The following is a 20,048-nucleotide window of genomic DNA, read 5'->3' as shown; positions in this document are numbered from 1 at the left end:
ACACCCTGTCTGTCGACATCGTTTCTCACGCCCACGCGTAAGAAAAAGAGGCCGCATTGTCCGGGATTCACTCAACCTGCTCAAGCACGCAGCATCACCGTAGCCGACAGCCGTTTATCTCCATATAATGCCGCCCCTATGGCTAAACAGAAGAAACACCCAACAGGGACCATCGCGCAGAACAAAAAGGCGCGACACGATTACTTCATCGAGCACAAGTTCGAGGCTGGTCTGGTCCTGGCCGGCTGGGAAGTAAAAAGTCTGCGGGCAAGCAAGCTACAGCTGGTCGACAGCTATGTCCTGCTCAAGGATGGCGAAGCGTGGCTGCTCGGTAGCCACATCACGCCTCTGATGACCGCAAGCACCCACGTCATCGCTGACCCGGTGCGCACACGCAAACTGCTGCTCAACCGCCGCGAGCTGGAAAAGCTTGCAGCGATGGTGCAGCAAAAGGGTTACGCCTGCGTCTGCCTGTCCTGGTACTGGAGCAAGCACATGGTCAAGTGCGAGATCGCTCTGGGCAAGGGCAAGAAGGAATACGACAAGCGTGATACCGAGCGCGAGCGCGATGCCGGCCGTGAGCTGCAGCGCGCTGTGCGCAACAAGGGCAAGGAAGACTAGCCTTCCCCTTTGAAAGCAAAGATCGTCCGATCGCGGCCCGAGCCTTCGGCAGCTCCTACGCAGGAATTCGCATTTCCCTGTAGGAGCTGCCGCAGGCTGCGATCTTTTGCTTTAAAAAATCACATCCCCTTGCGCCGCTCCGCCCGAGCCACGCGCTGAACTTCCTGCCGCACCTCTTCCAGCACTTCCTGCACATACAGGATATGTCGGCTGGAAACCTCCCGCGCCTGCTCCGCCCGCCCTTCGATAATCGCCAGATACAATTCCCGATGCTGAGTGATCAGCATGTCGCGGGTTTCCGTGCGCTGCTTGTACATGCCGCCAATGTTGGTCACAACGTTACGCTTGAGCAAATCGAACAAGCCACGAATGGTGTGCAGCAACACCGCGTTATGACTGGCTTCGGCAATCGCCAGATGAAATTTCGCATCCGCCGCGCCCTCCTCCGCCCGACTGACTTCGTCGTGGCGCGAATAGCAGTCCTGCAACTCTGCGAACGCAGCGGACAGCCTTTCACGATCAACATCGGTTGCGCGTAATGCCGCGTAATAGGCACACGATGCCTCCAGAGTGTGCCGAAACTCGAGCAAGTCGCGCTGTGCTTCAGGATTGCTTTCGAGCAACTGCAGCAGCGGATCGCTGAACGTCGAACCGAGGCTTTCCACAACATAGTTGCCGCCACCCTGACGGCTGACCAACAAGCCCTTGGCTGCCAGTTTCTGGATCGCTTCGCGCAGCGACGGACGTGATACGCCAAATTGCTCAGCCAGCGCGCGCTCCGCCGGCAGCCGTTCGCCGGACTTCAGCGTGCCCTCGAGGATCATCCCCTCGAGTCGCTCGACAATATCGTCAGACAAACGGCGCTGACGTATCTGATCAAACCCCATAACTCATTTCTCCACGATCCCGACCGCTCGCCGGGCTCTCTATTCTGGCCTATCGGCGCCTTGCCGACACCTACCAGACGCCACTTGCCGAAACCGGATCAGATGCGATCTGCACCGCTGATACGACAAAAGTTTCAGGGCGACAAATTGACACACCGACATCAAGGCTTTTACCCTAGCCAACAGCGCTTGTAAATTGGTCTTACCAATTAACCAAGAACGCTGACAGTGCCTGACCAACAACAATTAGGGGCCACCCCATATGCAAACCTGGCAACAGCTCTACAGCCCGCTCGGCAGTCTCGGCGTGTCCGCACTCGCGGCCGTCATCCCCATCGTGTTCTTCTTTCTCGCGCTGGCGGTGTTCCGCCTCAAAGGCCATGTGGCCGGCAGCATCACTCTCGCGCTGTCGATTGCCGTGGCGATCTTCGCGTTCCAGATGCCAATGGATATGGCCTTCGCCGCCGCCGGTTATGGTTTCGCCTACGGTCTGTGGCCGATTGCCTGGATCATTGTCGCGGCGGTATTCCTCTACAAACTGACCGTCAAAAGTGGTCAGTTCGAGGTCATTCGCAGTTCAGTGTTATCGATTACTGACGACCAGCGCCTGCAGGTGCTGCTGATCGGTTTCTGCTTCGGCGCGTTCCTCGAAGGTGCTGCCGGTTTCGGCGCGCCCGTGGCGATTACTGCCGCACTTCTTGTCGGGCTGGGTTTCAACCCGCTGTACGCCGCCGGCCTGTGCCTGATCGCCAACACCGCACCGGTGGCGTTCGGCGCACTGGGGATTCCGATCATCGTTGCCGGCCAAGTCACCGGCATCGATGCGTTCAAAATCGGCGCCATGACCGGTCGGCAACTGCCGTTGCTCTCGCTGTTCGTGCCGTTCTGGCTGGTGTTCATGATGGATGGCCTGCGCGGCGTGCGTGAAACCTGGCCCGCTGCACTGGTGGCCGGCCTGAGCTTCGCCGTCACCCAATATTTCACTTCGAACTTCATTGGCCCAGAGCTGCCGGACATCACCTCGGCCCTGGCCAGCCTGATTTCCCTGACCCTGTTCCTCAAGGTCTGGCAGCCAAAACGCACCGCAGGCGCGCAGATCGCTGGCGCCACATCCAGCGCCGCGATCACCGCCAGCGTCGGCGGTTTCGGTCAGAAACGCACAACCGTAGCTTCGCCTTACAGCCTTGGGGAAATTTTCAAAGCGTGGTCACCGTTCCTGATCCTCACCGTACTGGTGACCATCTGGACGCTGAAGCCTTTCAAAGCGATGTTCGCCGCCGGCGGTTCGATGTACAGCTGGGTGTTCAACTTCGCGATTCCGCACCTTGATCAGCTGGTGATCAAAACCGCACCGATCGTGGCCACCCCGACGGCCATTCCGGCAGTGTTCAAACTCGATCCGATTTCCGCGACCGGCACGGCGATTTTCTTCTCCGCGCTGATCTCGATGCTGGTGCTGAAGATCAATTTCAAAACTGGTCTTACCACTTTGAAAGAGACCTTCTACGAACTGCGCTGGCCAATTCTGTCGATCGGCATGGTGCTGGCGTTCGCCTTCGTCACCAACTATTCCGGCATGTCTTCGACCATGGCGTTGGTATTGGCGGCGACGGGCGCTGCTTTCCCGTTTTTCTCGCCGTTCCTCGGCTGGCTGGGCGTGTTCCTCACCGGCTCGGATACTTCGTCCAATGCCCTGTTCAGTTCACTGCAAGCGACCACCGCACACCAGATCGGCGTCAACGACACCCTGCTGGTGGCGGCGAACACCAGCGGCGGCGTGACCGGCAAAATGATCTCGCCACAATCGATCGCCGTGGCCTGCGCCGCGACCGGTTTGGTGGGCAAGGAATCGGATCTGTTCCGCTTCACCCTCAAGCACAGCCTATTCTTTGCAACGATTGTCGGTCTGATCACCCTGGCTCAGGCCTACTGGTTCACCGGCATGCTGGTGCACTAAACCAATAAAAATCCTACAAGAAGCATGGAAAAAACCGACGCCGGTTCGTGATGCCGGCGTCAGCAATTCACCACCCGGTCTGTAAGGCTGCTGAAAGCAACATTCTCTATATTCAGCAGCCGCAACAGACGGATAACCGGGACCACCCGGAGACACGCCTGATGAGCGAGCTTTTTTACAACGCTGTGCCGAACGCGACCCGCGTGGCACCGCCACTGCCCGAACCTCGGCAATACCCCAGCGAAAAACCGTCGCGGGTCTATCTGTTCGGGACGTGCGTGGTTGACCTGTTCTACCCCGAAGCCGGGATGGACGCGATCCACTTGCTGGAGCGCGAAGGGATTCGGGTCGAGTACCCGCAAGGGCAAAGCTGCTGCGGCCAACCCGCCTACACCTCGGGTTACACCGAGCAGGCGCGGACGGTGGCGCGCTCGCAACTGGCGCTGTTTGCCGGCGAGTATCCGGTGGTGGTGCCGTCGGGTTCCTGCGCCGGCATGCTGCGCGAGCATTACGCCGACTTGTTCAAGGACGAGCCGCAAATACTGAAACAGGTTCAGGCCCTCGCGGCCCGCACCTATGAACTGGCCGAGTTCCTGTTGTTTGTCTGCAAGGTGCAGCTCAAGGACAGCGGCGAACCGGTCAAAGTCGCGCTGCACACTTCGTGTTCGGCACGCCGCGAAATGAACACCCACCTGCACGGCCGCGAGTTGTTGGCGCAGTTGAGCAACGTGGAACGGGTCAATCATGACCACGAAAGCGAATGCTGTGGCTTCGGCGGAACATTCAGCGTCCGCATGCCAGACATTTCCGGCGCGATGGTGGCTGACAAGACCCAAGCGTTGAAGGATTCCGGCGCACATAAGGTGTTGAGCGCCGACTGTGGCTGTTTGATGAACATCAACGGCGCATTGGAGAAACAAAAAGAAACGCTGCGCGGGCAACATCTCGCCAGCTTTCTGTGGCAACGAACCGGGGGTGCGCAATGAGCACTTCCGCGATTATTCCTACGGTCGCCGTAGAAGAAGATTTCCGCACCCGGGCGCACAACGCCCTCGGTGATCAGCAACTGCGGAACAACTTCCGCACTGCGATGGATTCACTGATGACCAAGCGGGCAGCGGCTTTCAGCGATGCCCACGAAAGAGAACATTTGCGCGCACTGGGCAATTCGATCAAAGCCCGCGCGCTCTCCAAGTTGCCCGACCTGCTCGAGCAACTGGAACAGAACCTGACCCGCAACGGTGTGACAGTGCACTGGGCGGAAACGGTGGACGAGGCCAATGGCATCGTCTTATCGATCATCCGTGCTCACGAGGCGCGGCAAGTGATCAAGGGCAAATCGATGGTCAGCGAAGAGATGGAGATGAACCATTTCCTCGAGGCTCAAGGCATTGAATGTCTGGAGTCCGATATGGGGGAGTACATCGTCCAGCTCGACCACGAGAAGCCTTCACACATCATTATGCCGGCGATCCACAAGAATGCCGGTCAGGTCGCGTCCTTGTTCCACGACAAACTTGGCGTGGAATACACCAAGGACGTTGACCAACTCATTCAGATCGGTCGCAGAGTCCTGCGGCAGAAATTCTTCGAAGCGGACATCGGCGTCTCCGGCGTCAACTTCGCCGTCGCTGAAACCGGCACCCTGCTGCTGGTGGAAAACGAAGGCAACGGCCGCATGACCACCACCGTGCCGCCGGTGCACATCGCCGTCACCGGCATCGAAAAGGTTGTCGAAAATCTCCGCGACGTGGTGCCGTTGTTGTCACTGTTGACCCGCTCGGCGCTGGGCATTCCGATCACCACTTACGTCAACATGATCTCCGGCCCGCGCAAGGAGCATGAACTCGACGGCCCGCAGGAAGTGCATCTGGTCCTGCTCGACAACGGTCGCAGCCAGGCTTTCGCCGACAGTGAATTGCGCCAGACCTTGAACTGCATCCGCTGCGGCGCCTGCATGAATCATTGCCCGGTCTACACCCGCGTCGGCGGTCACACCTATGGCGAGGTGTATCCCGGGCCGATCGGCAAGATCATCACCCCGCACATGGTCGGTCTGGCGAAAGTCCCCGATCACCCGAGTGCGTCTTCGCTGTGCGGCGCCTGCGGAGAAGTGTGTCCGGTAAAAATTCCTATCCCGGCGATCCTGCGGCGCCTGCGCGAAGAAAATGTCAAAGCCCCGGACAGCCCACACCAAGTGATGCGCGGTCAGGGCAGCAAATATTCGCGCAAGGAACGCTTTATCTGGAACGCTTGGGCGAAACTCAACAGTTCGCCAACCTTGTATCGATTGTTCGGTTTCTTCGCCACGCGCCTGCGAGCACTGACCCCGAGCAACGTCGGCCCGTGGACACAAAATCACAGCGCGCCGAAACCCGCCGCTCGCTCACTGCACGACATGGCCCGCGAGCATCTGGCCAAACAGGGAGACCGCTGATGAGCGCCAAGCAAAATATCCTCGGCAAGCTGCGGAAAAGTCTGACGGGCACTACACCGATTGCCGACGACTTTGATGTCGATCTGCTGACGCAGCCTTACACCTACACTGCCGAACAGCGCATTCCGCAACTGCGCAAACTGATGGAAGCGGTGCACACCGAAATCCACATGACCTCAGACGCGGAATGGCCGGCGCTGCTCGAGCAACTGCTGCACGACCGTCAATTGCCGAGCCTGCTGATCGCGCCGACTACAGCGCATGGGCAACGCATCACACAGCATTGGGCGAACAATCCTGATCTGCCTGCACTGAAATCCTACGACCGGCCGATGGAAGAGTGGAAAGCCGAGCTATTCGACGACACCCCGGCCAGTCTCACCGGCACCCTCGGCGCAATCGCCGCCACCGGCAGCCTGATCATGTGGCCAACCCGCGAAGAGCCGCGCTTGATGAGCTTGGTACCGCCGGTGCATTTCGCCCTGCTCAAGGCCAGCGAAATCCGCGACAACTTCTATCAGGTGCAACATGAATTCAATTGGGCGCAAGGCATGCCGACCAACGCACTGCTGGTCTCCGGTCCGTCGAAAACCGCCGACATCGAGCAAGTGCTGGCGTACGGCGCGCACGGCCCGAAAGACCTGGTGGTTCTGATCCTGGAGGACCAATGACGCTTCCAGCAAACTTCCTGCGTGATGCGCAGCAATTGATTCCGGCCGAGCGCCGTTTTGATGACCCTTTATCGACCCTGGCCTTCGGCACCGACGCCAGTTTTTATCGGCTGATTCCGCAACTGGTGATCCGCGTCGAATCGGAAGACGAAGTCGTCGCCCTGCTGAAACTGGCCCAGCGCGACAACGTCCCGGTGACCTTTCGTGCGGCAGGCACCAGTCTGTCCGGCCAAGCAATCAGCGATTCCGTTTTGATTGTGCTTGGGGATAACTGGAACGCCCGTGAGATTCGCGGCCAAGGCACGCAGATTCGCCTGCAACCGGGAGTGATCGGCGCACAGGCCAACGCGTGGCTGGCCCCGTTCGGACGCAAGATCGGCCCGGACCCGGCATCGATCAACGCCTGCAAGATCGGCGGCATCGTCGCCAACAACGCCAGCGGCATGTGCTGCGGTACCGCGCAGAACACCTATCACACACTGGCCGGGATTCGTCTGGTGCTGGCCGATGGCACGCGTCTGGATACCGAAGACGCTGCCAGTGTCGCAGCGTTTCGCAGCAGTCACGGCGATCTGCTTGAACGCTTGGCGACCCTGGGCCGCGAGACCCGCGCCAACGCCGAACTGGCTGCACGAATTCGCCACAAATATCGTCTGAAAAATACCACCGGCCTGTCGCTCAACGCCTTGGTGGATTTCGATGAGCCTGTGGATATCTTGAGCCACTTGCTGGTCGGCTCCGAAGGTACGCTCGGCTTCATCAGCGCAGTGACTTACGACACCGTGATCGATCACCCGAACAAGGCCTCGGCGCTGATCGTCTTCGCGGATGTGGAGACCTGCTGCAACGCGGTCACCGTGCTGAAAAGCCAACCAGTGTCTGCAGTCGAATTGCTCGATCGACGCAGCCTGCGCTCGGTGCAAGACAAACCGGGCATGCCCGCTTTCGTACAACAGCTGTCGAACAATGCCTGCGCGCTGCTGATCGAATCCCGCGCTGCATCTTCCACTTTGCTGCAGGAACAACTGGCGCAGATCATGACGTCGCTCAGTGGTTTCCCGGTAGAGAAGCAAGTCGATTTCAGCGAAGACCCTGTGGAAAACGCCAAGCTCTGGGCGATCCGCAAAGACACCTTCCCCGCCGTCGGCGCCGTACGCAAAACCGGCACCACGGTGATCATCGAAGACGTGACCTTTCCGGTCGAGCAACTGGCCATCGGCGTAAACCGCCTGATTGCCCTGTTCGATAAACATGCCTACGACGAAGCGATCCTTTTCGGACACGCACTGGAAGGCAATCTGCACTTCGTCTTCACCCAGGGCTTCAACAACCCGGAGGAAGTCGCACGCTATCAGGCGTTCATGGATGACGTCGCGCAATTGGTTGCGGTGGAATTTGGTGGCTCGCTGAAAGCCGAGCACGGCACCGGCCGCAACATGGCGCCCTTCGTCGAACTGGAATGGGGCAGCGACGCCTATCAACTGATGTGGCAGCTCAAACGTCTGCTCGACCCGAACGGCATTCTCAATCCGGACGTGGTACTCAGCGAAGATCCACAGATCCACCTCAAGCATTTGAAGCCGCTGCCGGCGGCCGACGAGATTGTGGATAAATGCATCGAGTGTGGTTTCTGCGAACCGGTCTGCCCGTCGAAAGGCCTGACACTGAGCCCGCGCCAGCGCATCGTGATCTGGCGCGATATTCAGGCGAAGAAACGTGCCGGCATCGACACCCGTGAACTGGAAGAAGCCTACGAGTACCAAGGCATTGAGACCTGCGCGGCGACCGGCCTTTGTGCGCAACGTTGCCCGGTAGGTATCAATACCGGCGAGCTGGTGAAAAAGCTCCGTGGCCGACACGCGACCCATCAGAAAACCGCTGACTGGATCGAAGGAAATTTCGCCAAGACCCTGCAAGGTGCGCGCTTTACGCTGCATGTGGCCAACGGCGCGCGGATGCTGATGGGCGCGCCGCGTCTGGCGAAGCTATCCGCGAGCCTGACCCGTCTATCTAAAGGCCAAGTGCCGTTGTGGACGAGCGCGATGCCGCAACCGGAGAGAGCCATTCGCTTCAGTCCGAATGTGTCGGACGAACGCCCGCGCGTGGTGTATCTGGCCGCGTGTGTATCGCGGGTCATGGGCCCGGCGGCGGGTGATAAAGAGCAGACGTCGCTCTACGACAAAACCCGTGGATTGCTGGAAAAGGCCGGTTACCAAGTGGTCTTCCCGGACAACCAGGACAACCTCTGCTGCGGTCAGCCTTTCGCCTCCAAAGGCTATGCCGAGCAAGCCGAACACAAACGCCAGGAGCTGATCAGCGCACTGCTGCACGCCAGTCGCGGCGGCCTCGATCCGATCTACTGCGACACCAGCCCGTGCACGCTGCGGCTGGTGCAGGACGTAGGAGAAACTCGTCTGGATCTGTACGACCCGGTGCGCTTCATCCGTACGCATCTTCTCGACCGACTGGACTTCACCGCGCAAGAAGCACCAATTGCCGTGCACGTGACCTGCAGCACGCAACACCTGGGCGAAAGCCAGGCGTTGATCGATCTGGCGCGCAAGTGCAGCAACACCGTGGTCATTCCCGAAGGCATACATTGCTGCGGGTTTGCCGGCGACAAGGGTTTCACCACACCGGAGCTGAACAGCCATTCGCTGCGCTCGCTCAAGGATGCGGTGCAGCATTGCAGCGAAGGGATTTCCACCAGCCGCACCTGTGAGATCGGTCTTACGCAACATGGCGGAATTGACTACCACGGTCTGGTCTATCTGGTGGATCGGGTGACCCAAGCGAAGGCCCGCTGAAGAAAAATAGAACCCTTGCGCGCGACTGTAGTCCACAGATTAACCCCGACGCATCGGGGTTTTCCTTCCATACGGTTGCCCGTCCTGACGGCCAGCGAAGTCTGGATCCCTCAGTTCAAGGAGATATACATGAAACGTTCTGTACTGTTAGGTCTGTTCGTTACTGCCTCGATGCTGGCTTCCACTTCCTTCGCTGACGGCAAGCCTGCCGACCTCTGCGATGCCAATATTCAGACCATCGACAATGCCAAGGGGCAGCTGTCAGCGAACCCGGAACTGACCCAGCGCGCTGAAACCAGTGTGGCCAAGGCCAAGGCGCTGAAGGCTCAAGGCAAAATCGACGACTGCATTGCAGAAACCTCGCAAACCATCGTCGAACTGCGCAAGTCCACCGGTACCAACAACTGATCAGCGTCGCGGCCAACCTTCGGGTTGGCCTTGTGGGCTGATTGGCGTACACTGCGCAGGCTTGTTGCTCAAACAGCTGTACTGAGCAATGAGTTCGGGGCCGTTTAGGATTCGACGCCGGTTGCGAAACTTTAGGTGCATGCCGACTTGGTAACAGAAGTCGTAAATCCACTGTTGCAACTACTTATAGTTGCCAATGACGACCAATACGGTGTTGCTCTCGCTGCTTAATTGCAGCTGACAATGCTCCTGGTACCTTCGGGTCCAGCAATCATCAGGGGATGTCTGTAAACCCAAAATGATTGTCATATAGAACAGAATCGCCGTGCAGTACGTTGTGGACGAAGCGGCTAAAACTTACACAACTCGCCCAAAGCACCCTGCCCTTCGGGTCGCTGAGGGTTAACTTAATAGAAACGGCTACGCATGTAGTACCGACAGCGGAGTACTGGCGGACGGGGGTTCAAATCCCCCCGGCTCCACCAACTCTCAACGACAAAGCCCGCCAAGTGCGGGCTTTGTCGTTTCTGGAGATCACCTTCGCCAATCCAAACTGATCCTCGGCGCGCAGCCTTCCCCCCGCCGCAATGCTCTCCCCTCACCCCCCACACTCAAATCCCGCAACATTTAATCCGCGCCACGTTTAAGCGAGAGCTCTCGATGCATTTTCAAGCAATTTGCGGATGGTCGTAAGCGGTCAGATGGGACCGCTTACGACCAAAAATGGACATCCTTAACTATGCCCCCCAGTCGCTAATTAATTAGCATCCGTTCCGCTAGTAAGCTTGCTCAACGACCTGAGCAATTTAACAAATCCTCTAGTCTGAGCGAATTTTCCGTGAAGCGCAGGCATGCGGTCAGCTACCTTCAACACAGCAGAACCCACCGCCTCACGTAATTCCTTGGAGGAATACCTGTAATCCGCAATTTGCCCCGCTTTGGAGTCAAACACCTTCGCGACCCCGTCCGTATCTGAAGGATGACGAGCAATATAGTCGAGCACCATTACCAGACGGCCTACTTCTTGAGGATTGGTCGGCTGAACATCCGGGATCAATTTGCCATAGTGGTTGAGAATCGGCATGAGGATATCCAACTGAACACTGTCTGAATAGAGCAGCGACCTCAAGCGTACTCCAATGAGGAGCTTCTGCTGCATGTCCAGGATCGTCAATACGGAGTCGATCATGTCGATACGAGACGAAGTGAGCTTGCGCCCCTCAACTTGACCAGCAGCGTCATTAAGGACTTGGATAACTGCATCATTAGCAATCTCAGCAGCTTTCTCGATGCCGGTCTCGCGCTCAAGGCCTTTGATGATTGCATGATACTGAGGCGCTCCCTTCTCGATGTATCCAATCCAACCCTCAACTGTACTTCCAGTGGACACGAAGTGCTCAAGGAGCGAACGCCTGAGGATAGGAAGATACTGAGCGTCTGGCTCAAAAATCATATCGATGAGCAGGGGGTCGACTGTCGCAGCATTCTCACCGAACTTCTTCATCAAGAGATCCCAAGGATTGAGCCAACTCAGAACCTCATTTGCCCCAACACCATAAGGAGAAACAGCGCTTGTCACCGAACTAAAGTTTTGAACGATCCATTCCACTCGAAGAGTTAGAATTTTTTCGGATTTTATGAAATCCGCAAGATAGCCACCGACTAGGCTTTTGGTCTCCTTTGGCTCAAGTAGGTCAAACAGCAGTTGGGCTGACAGACTCGCCGCACCCAGAGCACGGAACAGCATTGAGGAAAACACCTCTTTTATATCAGGCACCGACGAAAGGGCTGCCGAATCTTTCTGGCGTATATAAATAATTGCCGCTGCCGCCCTAACTACGGCACTGGGATTTGTTTCGAGCAATGAGGTGATGGTCGACAGAATAACCGGATCAATTTTCTTCGCCAGTGCCAAGCCGATGACTGCAGAAATCTCATGACCCGGAACACTACAGAGTTTAACCAATTCAGCAACGTCGTCTGCCGAGATGCCCGACTGAATACCTTGATTCAAACTTCGTGATCCGTAAGCCCAAACAACAGCCCGCTCGGTTTCAGACGGAGCCAGTGGAACCATCGTCATTGGGTATGCTTCACTACTACCGATCTGCTGATTCGCGATACCAAATGCAGCGGGATTTGATGACAGTAGTTTGAACTTCTCAGCAGTGATGACGCGAAGCTCTGAAATTACGGGAAGGAGATGCATTATGTAATCAGCCCGTATTACCTCAAAATATTCAACAGGCAAGTCGAGCGCATCTAGGTACCAATCATACTCCACTAGCAGATGGTTAACGGGATCGACAGATGTGCCCGCGATTGGATCATTGAGAACCCCTTTCAACTCGTTCCTCAAACTATCACCATGTTCTGAAAGCAAATTGGCATCCATTCCCTGACTGATGCAGTATTTACAAGCATCGTAGAAAGCTTCATCACCAGGTATGTCACCGGAGAACAAGGTCAGTTTTGCACTGTTCAGAATCGACAGCATGCTTAATAACCATTCACCGTTGTGTTTTTTATGAGCGGCAGTGAGGGTTGGTAGCAACTGATAAAGGGTTGGCCGAGTAGAGACCAGTCGTTTAAATGCATCGGTAAAGCCGAACAATGACACTAGCCCGAATAGCTTATCTTCGTCCCTGGATGCAAACGCATCTTGCAATGGACTATCTAGGAGTTCGGCGATAGCGATTTCACCCGACGTGAGGAAATGAATCTGCAACAACTGAATTTGCCAACCGGACTCCATGCCATTGCCTACAATGGCAGTCAACAGTTTGATGGTCTCCTGAACCTTCGCAGATGCATCCTCACCCGCTTCCCCAGCATACTTCTTGGAGAAACCATCGACTCTGATGACTTCATTCAAAGGATGTTCGGTGTACTTGCACAACAAAAGGTGGGCAGCGATACAAAGCAGATTGGTTCCCTCTCCTACGACCAGTGAGGTGGTTGCAATATCGTTGATAAATTTTTTCTGCAGGCGGGGCGTGACAAGGTTGTTCACCATCGGGCTGTGGCGTTGGAGCAGAAGTGCGCAATGCTCTGCAATATCCAATTCCTGGCCGTCATACGAATAGGACCACAACCGCCTGAAACCATCCTTCCAGCCCGAGGCGATCACTGGAGGCGAGCGGAACACCACCGGAAATTTCTTCGCGATGAAGTCCTTAGAATCGTAGGTGCGGTCAGCATCTGCTCGAAGATAAGCTGCCACTTTGGTAGAGCAGAATGGAACTACAACCGTAAGATTTTCTGCCTCTGCAACAGAGGTAAAAATCTCCAGGTCACTCCATACTGCCCGCAGACTATCCTTGGGTAGACGGTCTAAGTTGTCCAGAATCACAACATATTGGTTACTGGCAACGGCTCGTAGTTGGTTTGTTAGAGTCCGCTTTAGGTCAAGAGGAGTTACTTCTTTTGCCACGACGATCTTCTCGTTGATCGTGTCATCGGTTGACCCTTTGAACAGACTAAGAAGGCTCCACTTCTCACCGTCCTCTTCGACCACATCTCGATTCCTTAACCACGCCGCAAGCACTACCAAAAGTGGCGTAAGAAATACGAACAAATGAATCAGGAAGAGGGACCAATCTACTGGCTTGGCTCGCCAGATCGTGAAAATTTCTTTGAAAGAGGTGGACGAGAAGAACACGCTTACGACGAGGGCAATTGCCCACGCACTCAATCTGCTGGTCGTTTTCTTCTTGTAAGTAAATTGCCGGCCGAGAGCCTTGTCCCGACATTCTTTGACCAGTTTCTCCTCGGAGCTACCCTGCTTAACGTCGCTGAGCACTACGTCCGTGAACAACTCAATGAAGTTGCTTTTCGTGGAGCCCTGATAGTTCTGTTCACAGTCGAAAAACCAGACCCGATAGTCAGCTTTCTCCTTGACCAGCTTGGCCTTGAGCATCTGGAGAATCGAGCTCTTACCGGAACCGAACTCGCCGTCCAGACCGATCACCCTTGAGGAGCTCGGCGAACAAATGTATTGCCGCATCGCCTCAGCAACCTTTTCATGGCTGCCACCGGGAAACACATCTTCGTCAGCCGGATGTTCAGAATGGAATTTGATCAATTGATTTGGTTCCTACCTGTAAGCCAATCTTCCATAACCCTTCCCTCGGGATGAAACTCTTCTCCGACGGTAACCTAGGAGGTGGTATTTTGTCATCTCGTCGAGAAAGCCAACCTTCTCTCCCAGGCATAAGCCCGCTTTTGGCCCAGAGTGTGTAAAAACACTTTGTCCGGGATTAGTTGACCACTACAGGGCGATGGTCCGATCCGGAAAGCAATGTGGGTACCAGCGATGAAAAAAGCTGGCGTCCGCTACCGCCGGCCCTCTCAGACTCGGCACACCTACGCGTCGATGATGCTGTCGGCTGGCGAGCATCCAATGTGGGTGGCTAAACAGATGGGGCACACCGATTGGACCATGTTTGCCAAGGTATATGGTCGATGGATGCCAGCATCTGACGCTCTGGCAGGGATGAAAGCAAAGCAAGTATTCTCTAAAACACCATTATCGCAAAGGGTGAACGGCTAATGGCTCTGTAGAGATTTTAACCAGTTGATCACCGTACTTGTAAAAGCAGCAGGTATCGCGCATGTCCAAGCAACCGTGTTCCACCGGTCAAAACCTCTGTGCAGAGCTACTAGCCCAGCGGTATGTTGACTTTTCGCTGTGCTTTGAGTTGGTTGAAAGCGTTTTTTTCTAGGTCAAGGCTATTTGAGCCTACAACGACAGTTACCGAACTCAGCTCGGTGACGACGTAACGCCCTGCGGGGATAGTTACAAGTTGCCCTGTAGTATTTAGGCATTGGCACTCTTGGAAATCGTAATAAAGCGATATTCCCATCTTCAACTCCGTGAGTGATAAAAAATGGCGGTGGGTCTGGTTGATCTCTATGGTGTAATCAGGGATTTTTGATTGCTGCGATCGCGATGCGGGCCATTTCGAGAAGATCCTTGTCGAACGGTTTCTTCGCCTTCTCCATCTTGTCGAGGCTGCCCTCAAGCTTTATGAAATAACTACCTTTGTCGAAATCAGGTTCCGAAACGGCAGAAGTTGCAAAGATAGTTAAAAGCATCACCGTCTGGGCATCACGGGAAACTCTTTCCAAGTCTTGATTGATGCTCATTTAAAGCCCTCCATAGGCTTCCGTATTGAATAGGTGCAGCAATGGCAGTATCCCATAGCAATCCGCCATTTCAAGAGCAGGTCGACTCCTTTAAAGGTAGGAAGAGTCTGCCGACCCGCGCCCGGCCGAGCAACACAATGCGGTACTGCTTCGGCGATACATCAGCCGCTTGGAGATGAATGAGGAGGCAGTGCCAGCGTTTGCCGTGCTCGAAGTCGGCCCGGATGGCTGGGATGGCTGGGATGGCTGGGATGGCTGGGATGGCTGGGATGGTGTCACAACGCTTGCCCAGGCCGGCAGTGATACTGAACACAATGAAAGCCTTATGCCAACTTTGAGCGTACAGCCATCGCCGTCCGTGCGCAGGACGGGGGTTCAAATCCCACCCGGCTCCACCAACTCTCAACGACAAAGCCCGCCAAGTGCGGGCTTTGTCGTTTCTGGAGATCCCGCTCACCAAGCCGAACTGACCCTCGCCGCGCTGCCCCCCGTCCCCCCGCCACAATGCTCTCCCCTCACCCCCACACTCAAATCCCGCAACATTTAATCCGCACCACGTTTAAGCGAGAGCTCTCGATGACCTCTATGCTGCAAACTCCAAAGCGCAACGAGGTTGAACATGAATACCTGGATCGCCGCCGTCATGGCTGCCCTGCTCTCCCTGTCCGTCCACGCAGCCGAGTCTCCCGCGTCGCGAGTCGAGCAAGTCGTGTTCAAGGCGGGCGCCGACCATCTCCAGATCAAGCAATCGATCAAGGGCGAACAAACGGCGCAGTACACGCTCAACGTCAAGGCTGGGCAGATGTTGACCGTCGATTTCAAGCCATCCAGCACATCGGCGTATTTCAACATCAGCGCCAAAGGTGCGGACAGCGCGCTGTTCAACGGTTCGATGATGGGCAATCACTTTGCGGGGGTGCTGCCTGCCGACGGTGAGTACACGGTTCAGGTCTACCTCATGCGCAATGCCGCGCGACGTAACGCGGTGGCGAATTACACGCTGTCGATAAAGCTCGCCAAGGGTGATGCGGGCACGGGCGGATAAACCGCAAAAGCGCTTCTACACTCACAGCGCCCATTCCGCCACATCGAGCCACCATGACTGCCCTTAAAGACCGCATGCAACAAGGCAAGGACGCGCGCAAGAAGTGTTCGCGCAGTGATCAGGCTGTCACCGGCAAGATGAATCGCGATCCGATTCCGTTGATCAAGGCGTCGAGTCAGGGCCGCGTCGAGTCGCTGGTCGAGTTGCGTTATGGGCGCATGCTGGTGTCGCCCTTCACGTTCTTTCGTGGCAATGCGTTGTTGCAGGCGCATGACTTGGCGGGGACGGCGACCATGGGCCTGAACCTGCCGATCTGTGGCGATTGTCACCTGATGAATTTCGGTGGTTTCGCCACGCCGGAGCGCAATCTGTTGTTCAGCGTCAATGATTTCGACGAGGCACATCCCGGGCCTTGGGAGTGGGACTTGAAACGCCTGGCCGCAAGTTTTGTGGTGGCCGCGCGTGATCTGCGCCATGGCGAGTCGGTCGAGGAAGAGGTCTGCCGCGACATGGTCGGCGCTTATCAGGCGACCTTGCTGGAGTGTGCGGAGCAGAGTTCGCTGGAGAACTGGTACGAGTCGATCAGCTATACCGACCTGCTCGCCCAGGCACGCAAAAGTACCCTTGAGCATGTCGAGCGCGCCATCGAGAAAGCCGAGCGGCGTACTCACGCTGAATTGCTGCCGAAGATCAGCGAGCGTGACAAGCATGGGCGTCTGATTATTCGTGATGACCTACCGGAAATTTTCCATCTGCATAAAAACACCACGCTGCTCGATGCCGAGGATGACTGGCTGCGGCTGTCGGACTGGCGTCCGCTGTACGACACTTTCATGCGTGATTATCGCGGCACGCTGCAGCCCGACCGGCGCGAGCTGCTGTCACGGTTTCACGTGCAGGACTTGGCTTTCAAGGTCGTCGGTGTCGGCAGCGTCGGTACCCGCTGTCTGGTGGCGTTGCTGACCGACGATCAGGAGTTCCCGCTGTTCCTGCAATTCAAGGAGGCGCGGCGCTCGGTACTCGCCGATTACGTCAAAGCCAAATCGCGGGTACGCCATGAAGGTCAGCGGGTGGTCGAGGGGCAGCGCTTGATGCAAGCCGCCAGCGACCTGTTTCTCGGCTGGACCACTGGCCCCAGCGGTCGGCATTTCTATGTGCGGCAGTTGCGCGACATGAAAATCTCCGCCGAACTGGAAACCTTCGACGCCGAAACCTTCGCCGCTTACGGTCGGGTCTGCGGCCGCGCGCTGGCTCGCGCGCATGCCAAGGCGTCCGGGTTAGCGGCGCAGATCAGCGGTTACATCGGCAAGGGCGATGCATTGGCCGATGCGTTATTGAAGTACGCGCAACAGTACACCGCGCAGAACGAACGTGATTTCGAACGTTTCCAGGATGCCTGTCGCAAGGGCCGTTTACGCGCTCGGTCGGAAGCCGATTTCGCCGCCGATCATCTGCCCTGAACCGGGCTAGACAGGTTGCCGGAGAAATGAATTTTTCTTCACTGCCCCTTCACAATCAAACCTGTACAGTCCGCTCGCTCATTCAAGAAACTACGGTTCGCCCGCGGCTCTCCCGCGGGCTTTTTTTTGCCTGGCGTTTGCCGTCGAAGCGATAAACCCAGGTGTCTTGCAAACCGTGGCGTAGTGAATGGCGGGCCTGTGGATGAATGCGGATCAACCTGAACCCGGCCGATTCAGCAACACACCGGATCCGCACGCCTCAACGTCAGCGATTCGGCGCCGACCGTAAACGCAAATTCCATTTGCTCCTCCTCAAAACGGCCAATGCAGGAGCTGCCGCAGGCTGCGATCTTTTGATGTTAAAAAACAGGTTCAAAGGATCGCAGCCTGCGGCAGCTCCTACAGGGGTATGTGCAACAAACAGGCAGAATTTATAGGGCATTTGTGTTTTCCTGTCCTCTGATACCACTCACCGGAGCGCCCGATGCCGCTGCTGTCCCTGCCCTGCCAACGCCTGACGCTGGCGATACTCGCGCCGGATCAGGCCGGCCTCGAAAGTGAGTTCTACCAGCGTAACCTGCGCCACCTCGCGCCCTGGTCACCGATTCGCACCACCGAGTACTTTTCCACCGAGCAGATTCGCCGACGACTCGAAATTCAGGCCAGCGCCTTTGAAGCCGGGCTGGCGATGCATTTCGCGTTGTTGACGCAGGACGGTCAGCAGATGATCGGCGCGTGCAATTTCAGCGGAATCATTCGCGGGGCGTTTCAGGCGTGTTATCTGGGTTATCACATCGATGAGGCGCATCAAGGTCAGGGGCTAATGCGTGAAGCGCTGGAGGCCGGTATCGCCTACATGTTCGATACGCAGAACCTGCACCGGATCATGGCCAACTACATTCCCGGCAATGAACGCAGCGCACGGCTCTTGGAAAAGCTCGGGTTCGAGCGTGAGGGTTACGCCAAGGCGTATCTGAACATTGCCGGGCGCTGGCAGGATCACGTGCTGACCGCGTTGATCAACCCGGCATTCGAGGCGCCGGACCAGCGTTGGTCACGACGACTGGCGTGAGTTTCACAATTTGTTAAGCATTGGCGAAGTATGCTCAGGCCTCCCGCCCCTTCCGGTTGCCTGAATGCCATGTCGCGTGCCGCCACTTCATTGTTTCTGCTTGCCGCTTTGCTGTTTTTCTTCGCCCTCGGCAACCATCAATTGCAAGGCTCCACCGAGGCTCGCGTCGCCGGCATCGCCATGGAGATGCACCTCGACAACGACTGGGTGACACCTCGGTTGTTCGGCGAACCGTTTCTGGAAAAACCACCGCTGAGTTTGTGGCTCGATGCCGGCGCCATGCGGCTTTTCGGTGTGTCGCCGTGGGCGGTGCGGTTGGCGTCGGCGGTGGCCGGCTTACTCAGCGTGATGTTGCTCTACGGCATGTTGCGCCGTTTCGAACGGCCAAAAATGATCGCCTGGGCGGCCGGGATTTTACTGGCGACCATGGCCAGTTATTGGAGCAACGTGCGCGGGGTTGGCGAGGATGCGCTGCTGGCGCTCGGCGTAACAGCGGCGTTGCTGGCATTTTTTCAGGCGCAACGCGCATCGAGCGTGGGTAATTCGTTGCTGTTTGTCGGCGGGATTGCCATCGCCACGTTGAGTAAAGGTGTGCTGGGGCTGGCAATGCCGGGGGTGGTGATTTTTGCTTACTTGCTGGCCGACAATCTGCTCGACAAGCGCCTGAAAGTCGCTGACTGGCTGTGGCCAGGATTACTGACTCTGGTCGGGCTGATTCCGCTGATGATCTGGCTCGCAGTGCTCTATCAACATGGCGGCGCGCAAGCGGTGAAGGAAGTGCTGCTGACCAACAGCGTCGGCCGCTTCAGCGGATCGTTCGTCGAGGCCGGTCACTATGAGCCGTTCTCCTACTACCTGGCCAAGCTGCCGGAAGCCTTTCTGCCGTGGAACATTCTGGTTTATCTGGGGCTGTGGCATTTTCGCAAACAACTGAAGGCCAACCGATACCTGCTGTTTTTCAGCCTGTGGATCGTTGCGCAATTCGTGATGCTGACGTTGGCGTCGAGCAAACGCACGGTGTACCTGATGTCGATGACCCCGGCGGCGGCGGTGATTGCGGCCGAGTTTGCCGGTGTGTTGTTCGACAAGCTGAAAGCGTACGAATCCGCCCATGGTTTTGTCAGCCGAATCGCGAGGCATCGTCAGGCATTGGCCGCTGCTGTGCTTACCGTAGTGATCGGCAGCTACCTCGTTGCCGCACAGTGGACGTTGCCGAACGCTGATAAACACCTGTCGTTCCTGCCGCTGACCGAACACATTCAAGCGTTGCAAGCGGACGGTCATCAGGTTGCGTTGTTTCAAGCCAATGAACGGGTGGGCGGGGCGAGTGTGTTCTATACGCAGAGCGTTCTTAAAGGCTTGGATACCGAGGCGCAATTGCGCGAGTTTCTCGCTGCGGCAGCCACCAATGTGGCGGTGATCTCGGCCGACACCGAGCCGGCCGCACCGCTGAAAGTGTTGAAGACCATGATGGTCGGGCGCCAGGCGTACTACTTTGTCAGCAACTGAAGCAGACTGAATACAACCTTTGTGGC

14 protein-coding genes, 1 other RNA gene and 1 pseudogene are annotated in these 20,048 nt (G+C 56.7%); 13 read left to right on the top strand and 3 right to left on the bottom strand.

Going from position 1 to position 20,048, the window contains the following annotated elements; all coding sequences use genetic code 11:
* The first annotated feature begins 138 nt into the window (after positions 1-138).
* Positions 139-621: an SsrA-binding protein SmpB gene (gene smpB, locus ACIPZE_RS19855; RefSeq protein WP_008088297.1), complete on the top strand. Its 483-nt coding sequence runs from the start codon at positions 139-141 to the stop codon at positions 619-621.
* A 119-nt stretch (positions 622-740) separates the two neighbouring features.
* Here smpB and ACIPZE_RS19850 read toward each other — a convergent pair whose 3' ends face one another.
* Complete coding sequence (locus ACIPZE_RS19850; protein WP_129388921.1) at positions 741-1,508, bottom strand: GntR family transcriptional regulator; 768 nt, start codon at positions 1,506-1,508, stop codon at positions 741-743.
* 262 nt (positions 1,509-1,770) lie between these two features.
* On the opposite strand from ACIPZE_RS19850, the gene ACIPZE_RS19845 reads away from it, so the two are divergent.
* The 7 genes from ACIPZE_RS19845 (at position 1,771) to ssrA (ending at position 10,273) form a co-directional block, all read left to right on the top strand.
* Positions 1,771-3,465 carry a lactate permease LctP family transporter gene (locus tag ACIPZE_RS19845; protein ID WP_400774767.1) on the top strand — a complete coding sequence of 565 codons (1,695 nt, stop codon included), beginning with the start codon at positions 1,771-1,773 and terminating at the stop codon, positions 3,463-3,465.
* 161 nt (positions 3,466-3,626) lie between these two features.
* A complete protein-coding gene (locus ACIPZE_RS19840; RefSeq protein WP_400774764.1) occupies positions 3,627-4,451 on the top strand; it encodes a (Fe-S)-binding protein in 825 nt (274 codons plus the stop codon).
* On the top strand, positions 4,448-5,902 hold the full coding sequence (locus ACIPZE_RS19835) for a LutB/LldF family L-lactate oxidation iron-sulfur protein (RefSeq protein ID WP_400774762.1): 1,455 nt from the start codon (positions 4,448-4,450) through the stop codon (positions 5,900-5,902). Before ACIPZE_RS19840 ends, ACIPZE_RS19835 begins: the two co-directional genes overlap by 4 nt.
* The gene (locus tag ACIPZE_RS19830; RefSeq protein ID WP_283437736.1) at positions 5,902-6,573 is read left to right on the top strand and encodes a lactate utilization protein; all 672 of its coding nucleotides are present in this window, start codon (positions 5,902-5,904) and stop codon (positions 6,571-6,573) included. The genes ACIPZE_RS19835 and ACIPZE_RS19830 overlap by 1 nt, the downstream gene beginning before the upstream one ends.
* Positions 6,570-9,380 (top strand): FAD-binding and (Fe-S)-binding domain-containing protein, encoded by a 2,811-nt coding sequence (locus ACIPZE_RS19825; RefSeq protein ID WP_400774759.1) that lies wholly within the window; start codon positions 6,570-6,572, stop codon positions 9,378-9,380. The genes ACIPZE_RS19830 and ACIPZE_RS19825 overlap by 4 nt, the downstream gene beginning before the upstream one ends.
* A 129-nt stretch (positions 9,381-9,509) precedes the next feature.
* On the top strand, positions 9,510-9,788 hold the full coding sequence (locus ACIPZE_RS19820; RefSeq protein WP_129388903.1) for a hypothetical protein: 279 nt from the start codon (positions 9,510-9,512) through the stop codon (positions 9,786-9,788).
* Between the two features lie 96 nt (positions 9,789-9,884).
* Positions 9,885-10,273, top strand: a transfer-messenger RNA (tmRNA) gene (ssrA, locus tag ACIPZE_RS19815).
* A 272-nt stretch (positions 10,274-10,545) separates the two neighbouring features.
* Here ssrA and ACIPZE_RS19810 read toward each other — a convergent pair.
* Positions 10,546-13,872, bottom strand: a complete 3,327-nt coding sequence (locus ACIPZE_RS19810) for a P-loop NTPase fold protein (RefSeq protein WP_400774757.1) — start codon at positions 13,870-13,872, stop codon at positions 10,546-10,548.
* Positions 13,873-14,064: 192 nt separating this feature from the next.
* Here ACIPZE_RS19810 and ACIPZE_RS19805 point away from each other — a divergent pair.
* Positions 14,065-14,340 (top strand): annotated as a pseudogene (locus ACIPZE_RS19805) (site-specific integrase); the annotation flags it as partial.
* A 371-nt stretch (positions 14,341-14,711) separates the two neighbouring features.
* Here the strand turns inward: ACIPZE_RS19805 and ACIPZE_RS19800 are convergent.
* Positions 14,712-14,936: a hypothetical protein gene (locus tag ACIPZE_RS19800; protein ID WP_400774754.1), complete on the bottom strand. Its 225-nt coding sequence runs from the start codon at positions 14,934-14,936 to the stop codon at positions 14,712-14,714.
* A 619-nt stretch (positions 14,937-15,555) separates the two neighbouring features.
* Between ACIPZE_RS19800 and ACIPZE_RS19795 the strand changes: the two genes are divergently transcribed.
* From ACIPZE_RS19795 to ACIPZE_RS19780, 4 genes are all read left to right on the top strand, one after another.
* Positions 15,556-15,981 (top strand): hypothetical protein, encoded by a 426-nt coding sequence (locus ACIPZE_RS19795; RefSeq protein ID WP_283437751.1) that lies wholly within the window; start codon positions 15,556-15,558, stop codon positions 15,979-15,981.
* Positions 15,982-16,034: 53 nt separating this feature from the next.
* On the top strand, positions 16,035-17,441 hold the full coding sequence (locus ACIPZE_RS19790; protein ID WP_283437752.1) for a DUF2252 domain-containing protein: 1,407 nt from the start codon (positions 16,035-16,037) through the stop codon (positions 17,439-17,441).
* Positions 17,442-17,925: 484 nt separating this feature from the next.
* The gene (rimJ, locus tag ACIPZE_RS19785) at positions 17,926-18,513 is read left to right on the top strand and encodes a ribosomal protein S5-alanine N-acetyltransferase (RefSeq protein ID WP_283437753.1); all 588 of its coding nucleotides are present in this window, start codon (positions 17,926-17,928) and stop codon (positions 18,511-18,513) included.
* A gap of 69 nt (positions 18,514-18,582) precedes the next feature.
* Entirely contained in the window at positions 18,583-20,022 is a 1,440-nt protein-coding gene (locus ACIPZE_RS19780) for an ArnT family glycosyltransferase (RefSeq protein WP_400774750.1), read from the top strand.
* Positions 20,023-20,048 lie beyond the last annotated feature (26 nt).

The sequence above is a fragment of the Pseudomonas sp. NPDC089741 genome (assembly GCF_044748825.1).
GTDB classification, from domain to species: Bacteria; Pseudomonadota; Gammaproteobacteria; order Pseudomonadales; family Pseudomonadaceae; genus Aquipseudomonas; species Aquipseudomonas helmanticensis.
This window is presented reverse-complemented; position numbering and strand designations above follow the sequence as displayed.

Excerpts from the sequence above, each read along its gene's own strand:
- ACIPZE_RS19840 (WP_400774764.1), top strand. The coding sequence starts at position 3,627 with ATGAGCGAGCTTTTTTACAACGCTGTGCCGAACGCGACCCGCGTGGCA.
- ACIPZE_RS19780 (WP_400774750.1), top strand. The coding sequence starts at position 18,583 with ATGTCGCGTGCCGCCACTTCATTGTTTCTGCTTGCCGCTTTGCTGTTT.
- ACIPZE_RS19835 (WP_400774762.1), top strand. The coding sequence starts at position 4,448 with ATGAGCACTTCCGCGATTATTCCTACGGTCGCCGTAGAAGAAGATTTC.
- rimJ (WP_283437753.1), top strand. The coding sequence starts at position 17,926 with ATGCCGCTGCTGTCCCTGCCCTGCCAACGCCTGACGCTGGCGATACTC.
- ACIPZE_RS19845 (WP_400774767.1), top strand. The coding sequence starts at position 1,771 with ATGCAAACCTGGCAACAGCTCTACAGCCCGCTCGGCAGTCTCGGCGTG.
- ACIPZE_RS19825 (WP_400774759.1), top strand. The coding sequence starts at position 6,570 with ATGACGCTTCCAGCAAACTTCCTGCGTGATGCGCAGCAATTGATTCCG.
- smpB (WP_008088297.1), top strand. The coding sequence starts at position 139 with ATGGCTAAACAGAAGAAACACCCAACAGGGACCATCGCGCAGAACAAA.
- ACIPZE_RS19830 (WP_283437736.1), top strand. The coding sequence starts at position 5,902 with ATGAGCGCCAAGCAAAATATCCTCGGCAAGCTGCGGAAAAGTCTGACG.
- ACIPZE_RS19795 (WP_283437751.1), top strand. The coding sequence starts at position 15,556 with ATGAATACCTGGATCGCCGCCGTCATGGCTGCCCTGCTCTCCCTGTCC.
- ACIPZE_RS19820 (WP_129388903.1), top strand. The coding sequence starts at position 9,510 with ATGAAACGTTCTGTACTGTTAGGTCTGTTCGTTACTGCCTCGATGCTG.
- ACIPZE_RS19800 (WP_400774754.1), bottom strand. The coding sequence starts at position 14,936 with ATGAGCATCAATCAAGACTTGGAAAGAGTTTCCCGTGATGCCCAGACG.
- ACIPZE_RS19850 (WP_129388921.1), bottom strand. The coding sequence starts at position 1,508 with ATGGGGTTTGATCAGATACGTCAGCGCCGTTTGTCTGACGATATTGTC.
- ACIPZE_RS19790 (WP_283437752.1), top strand. The coding sequence starts at position 16,035 with ATGACTGCCCTTAAAGACCGCATGCAACAAGGCAAGGACGCGCGCAAG.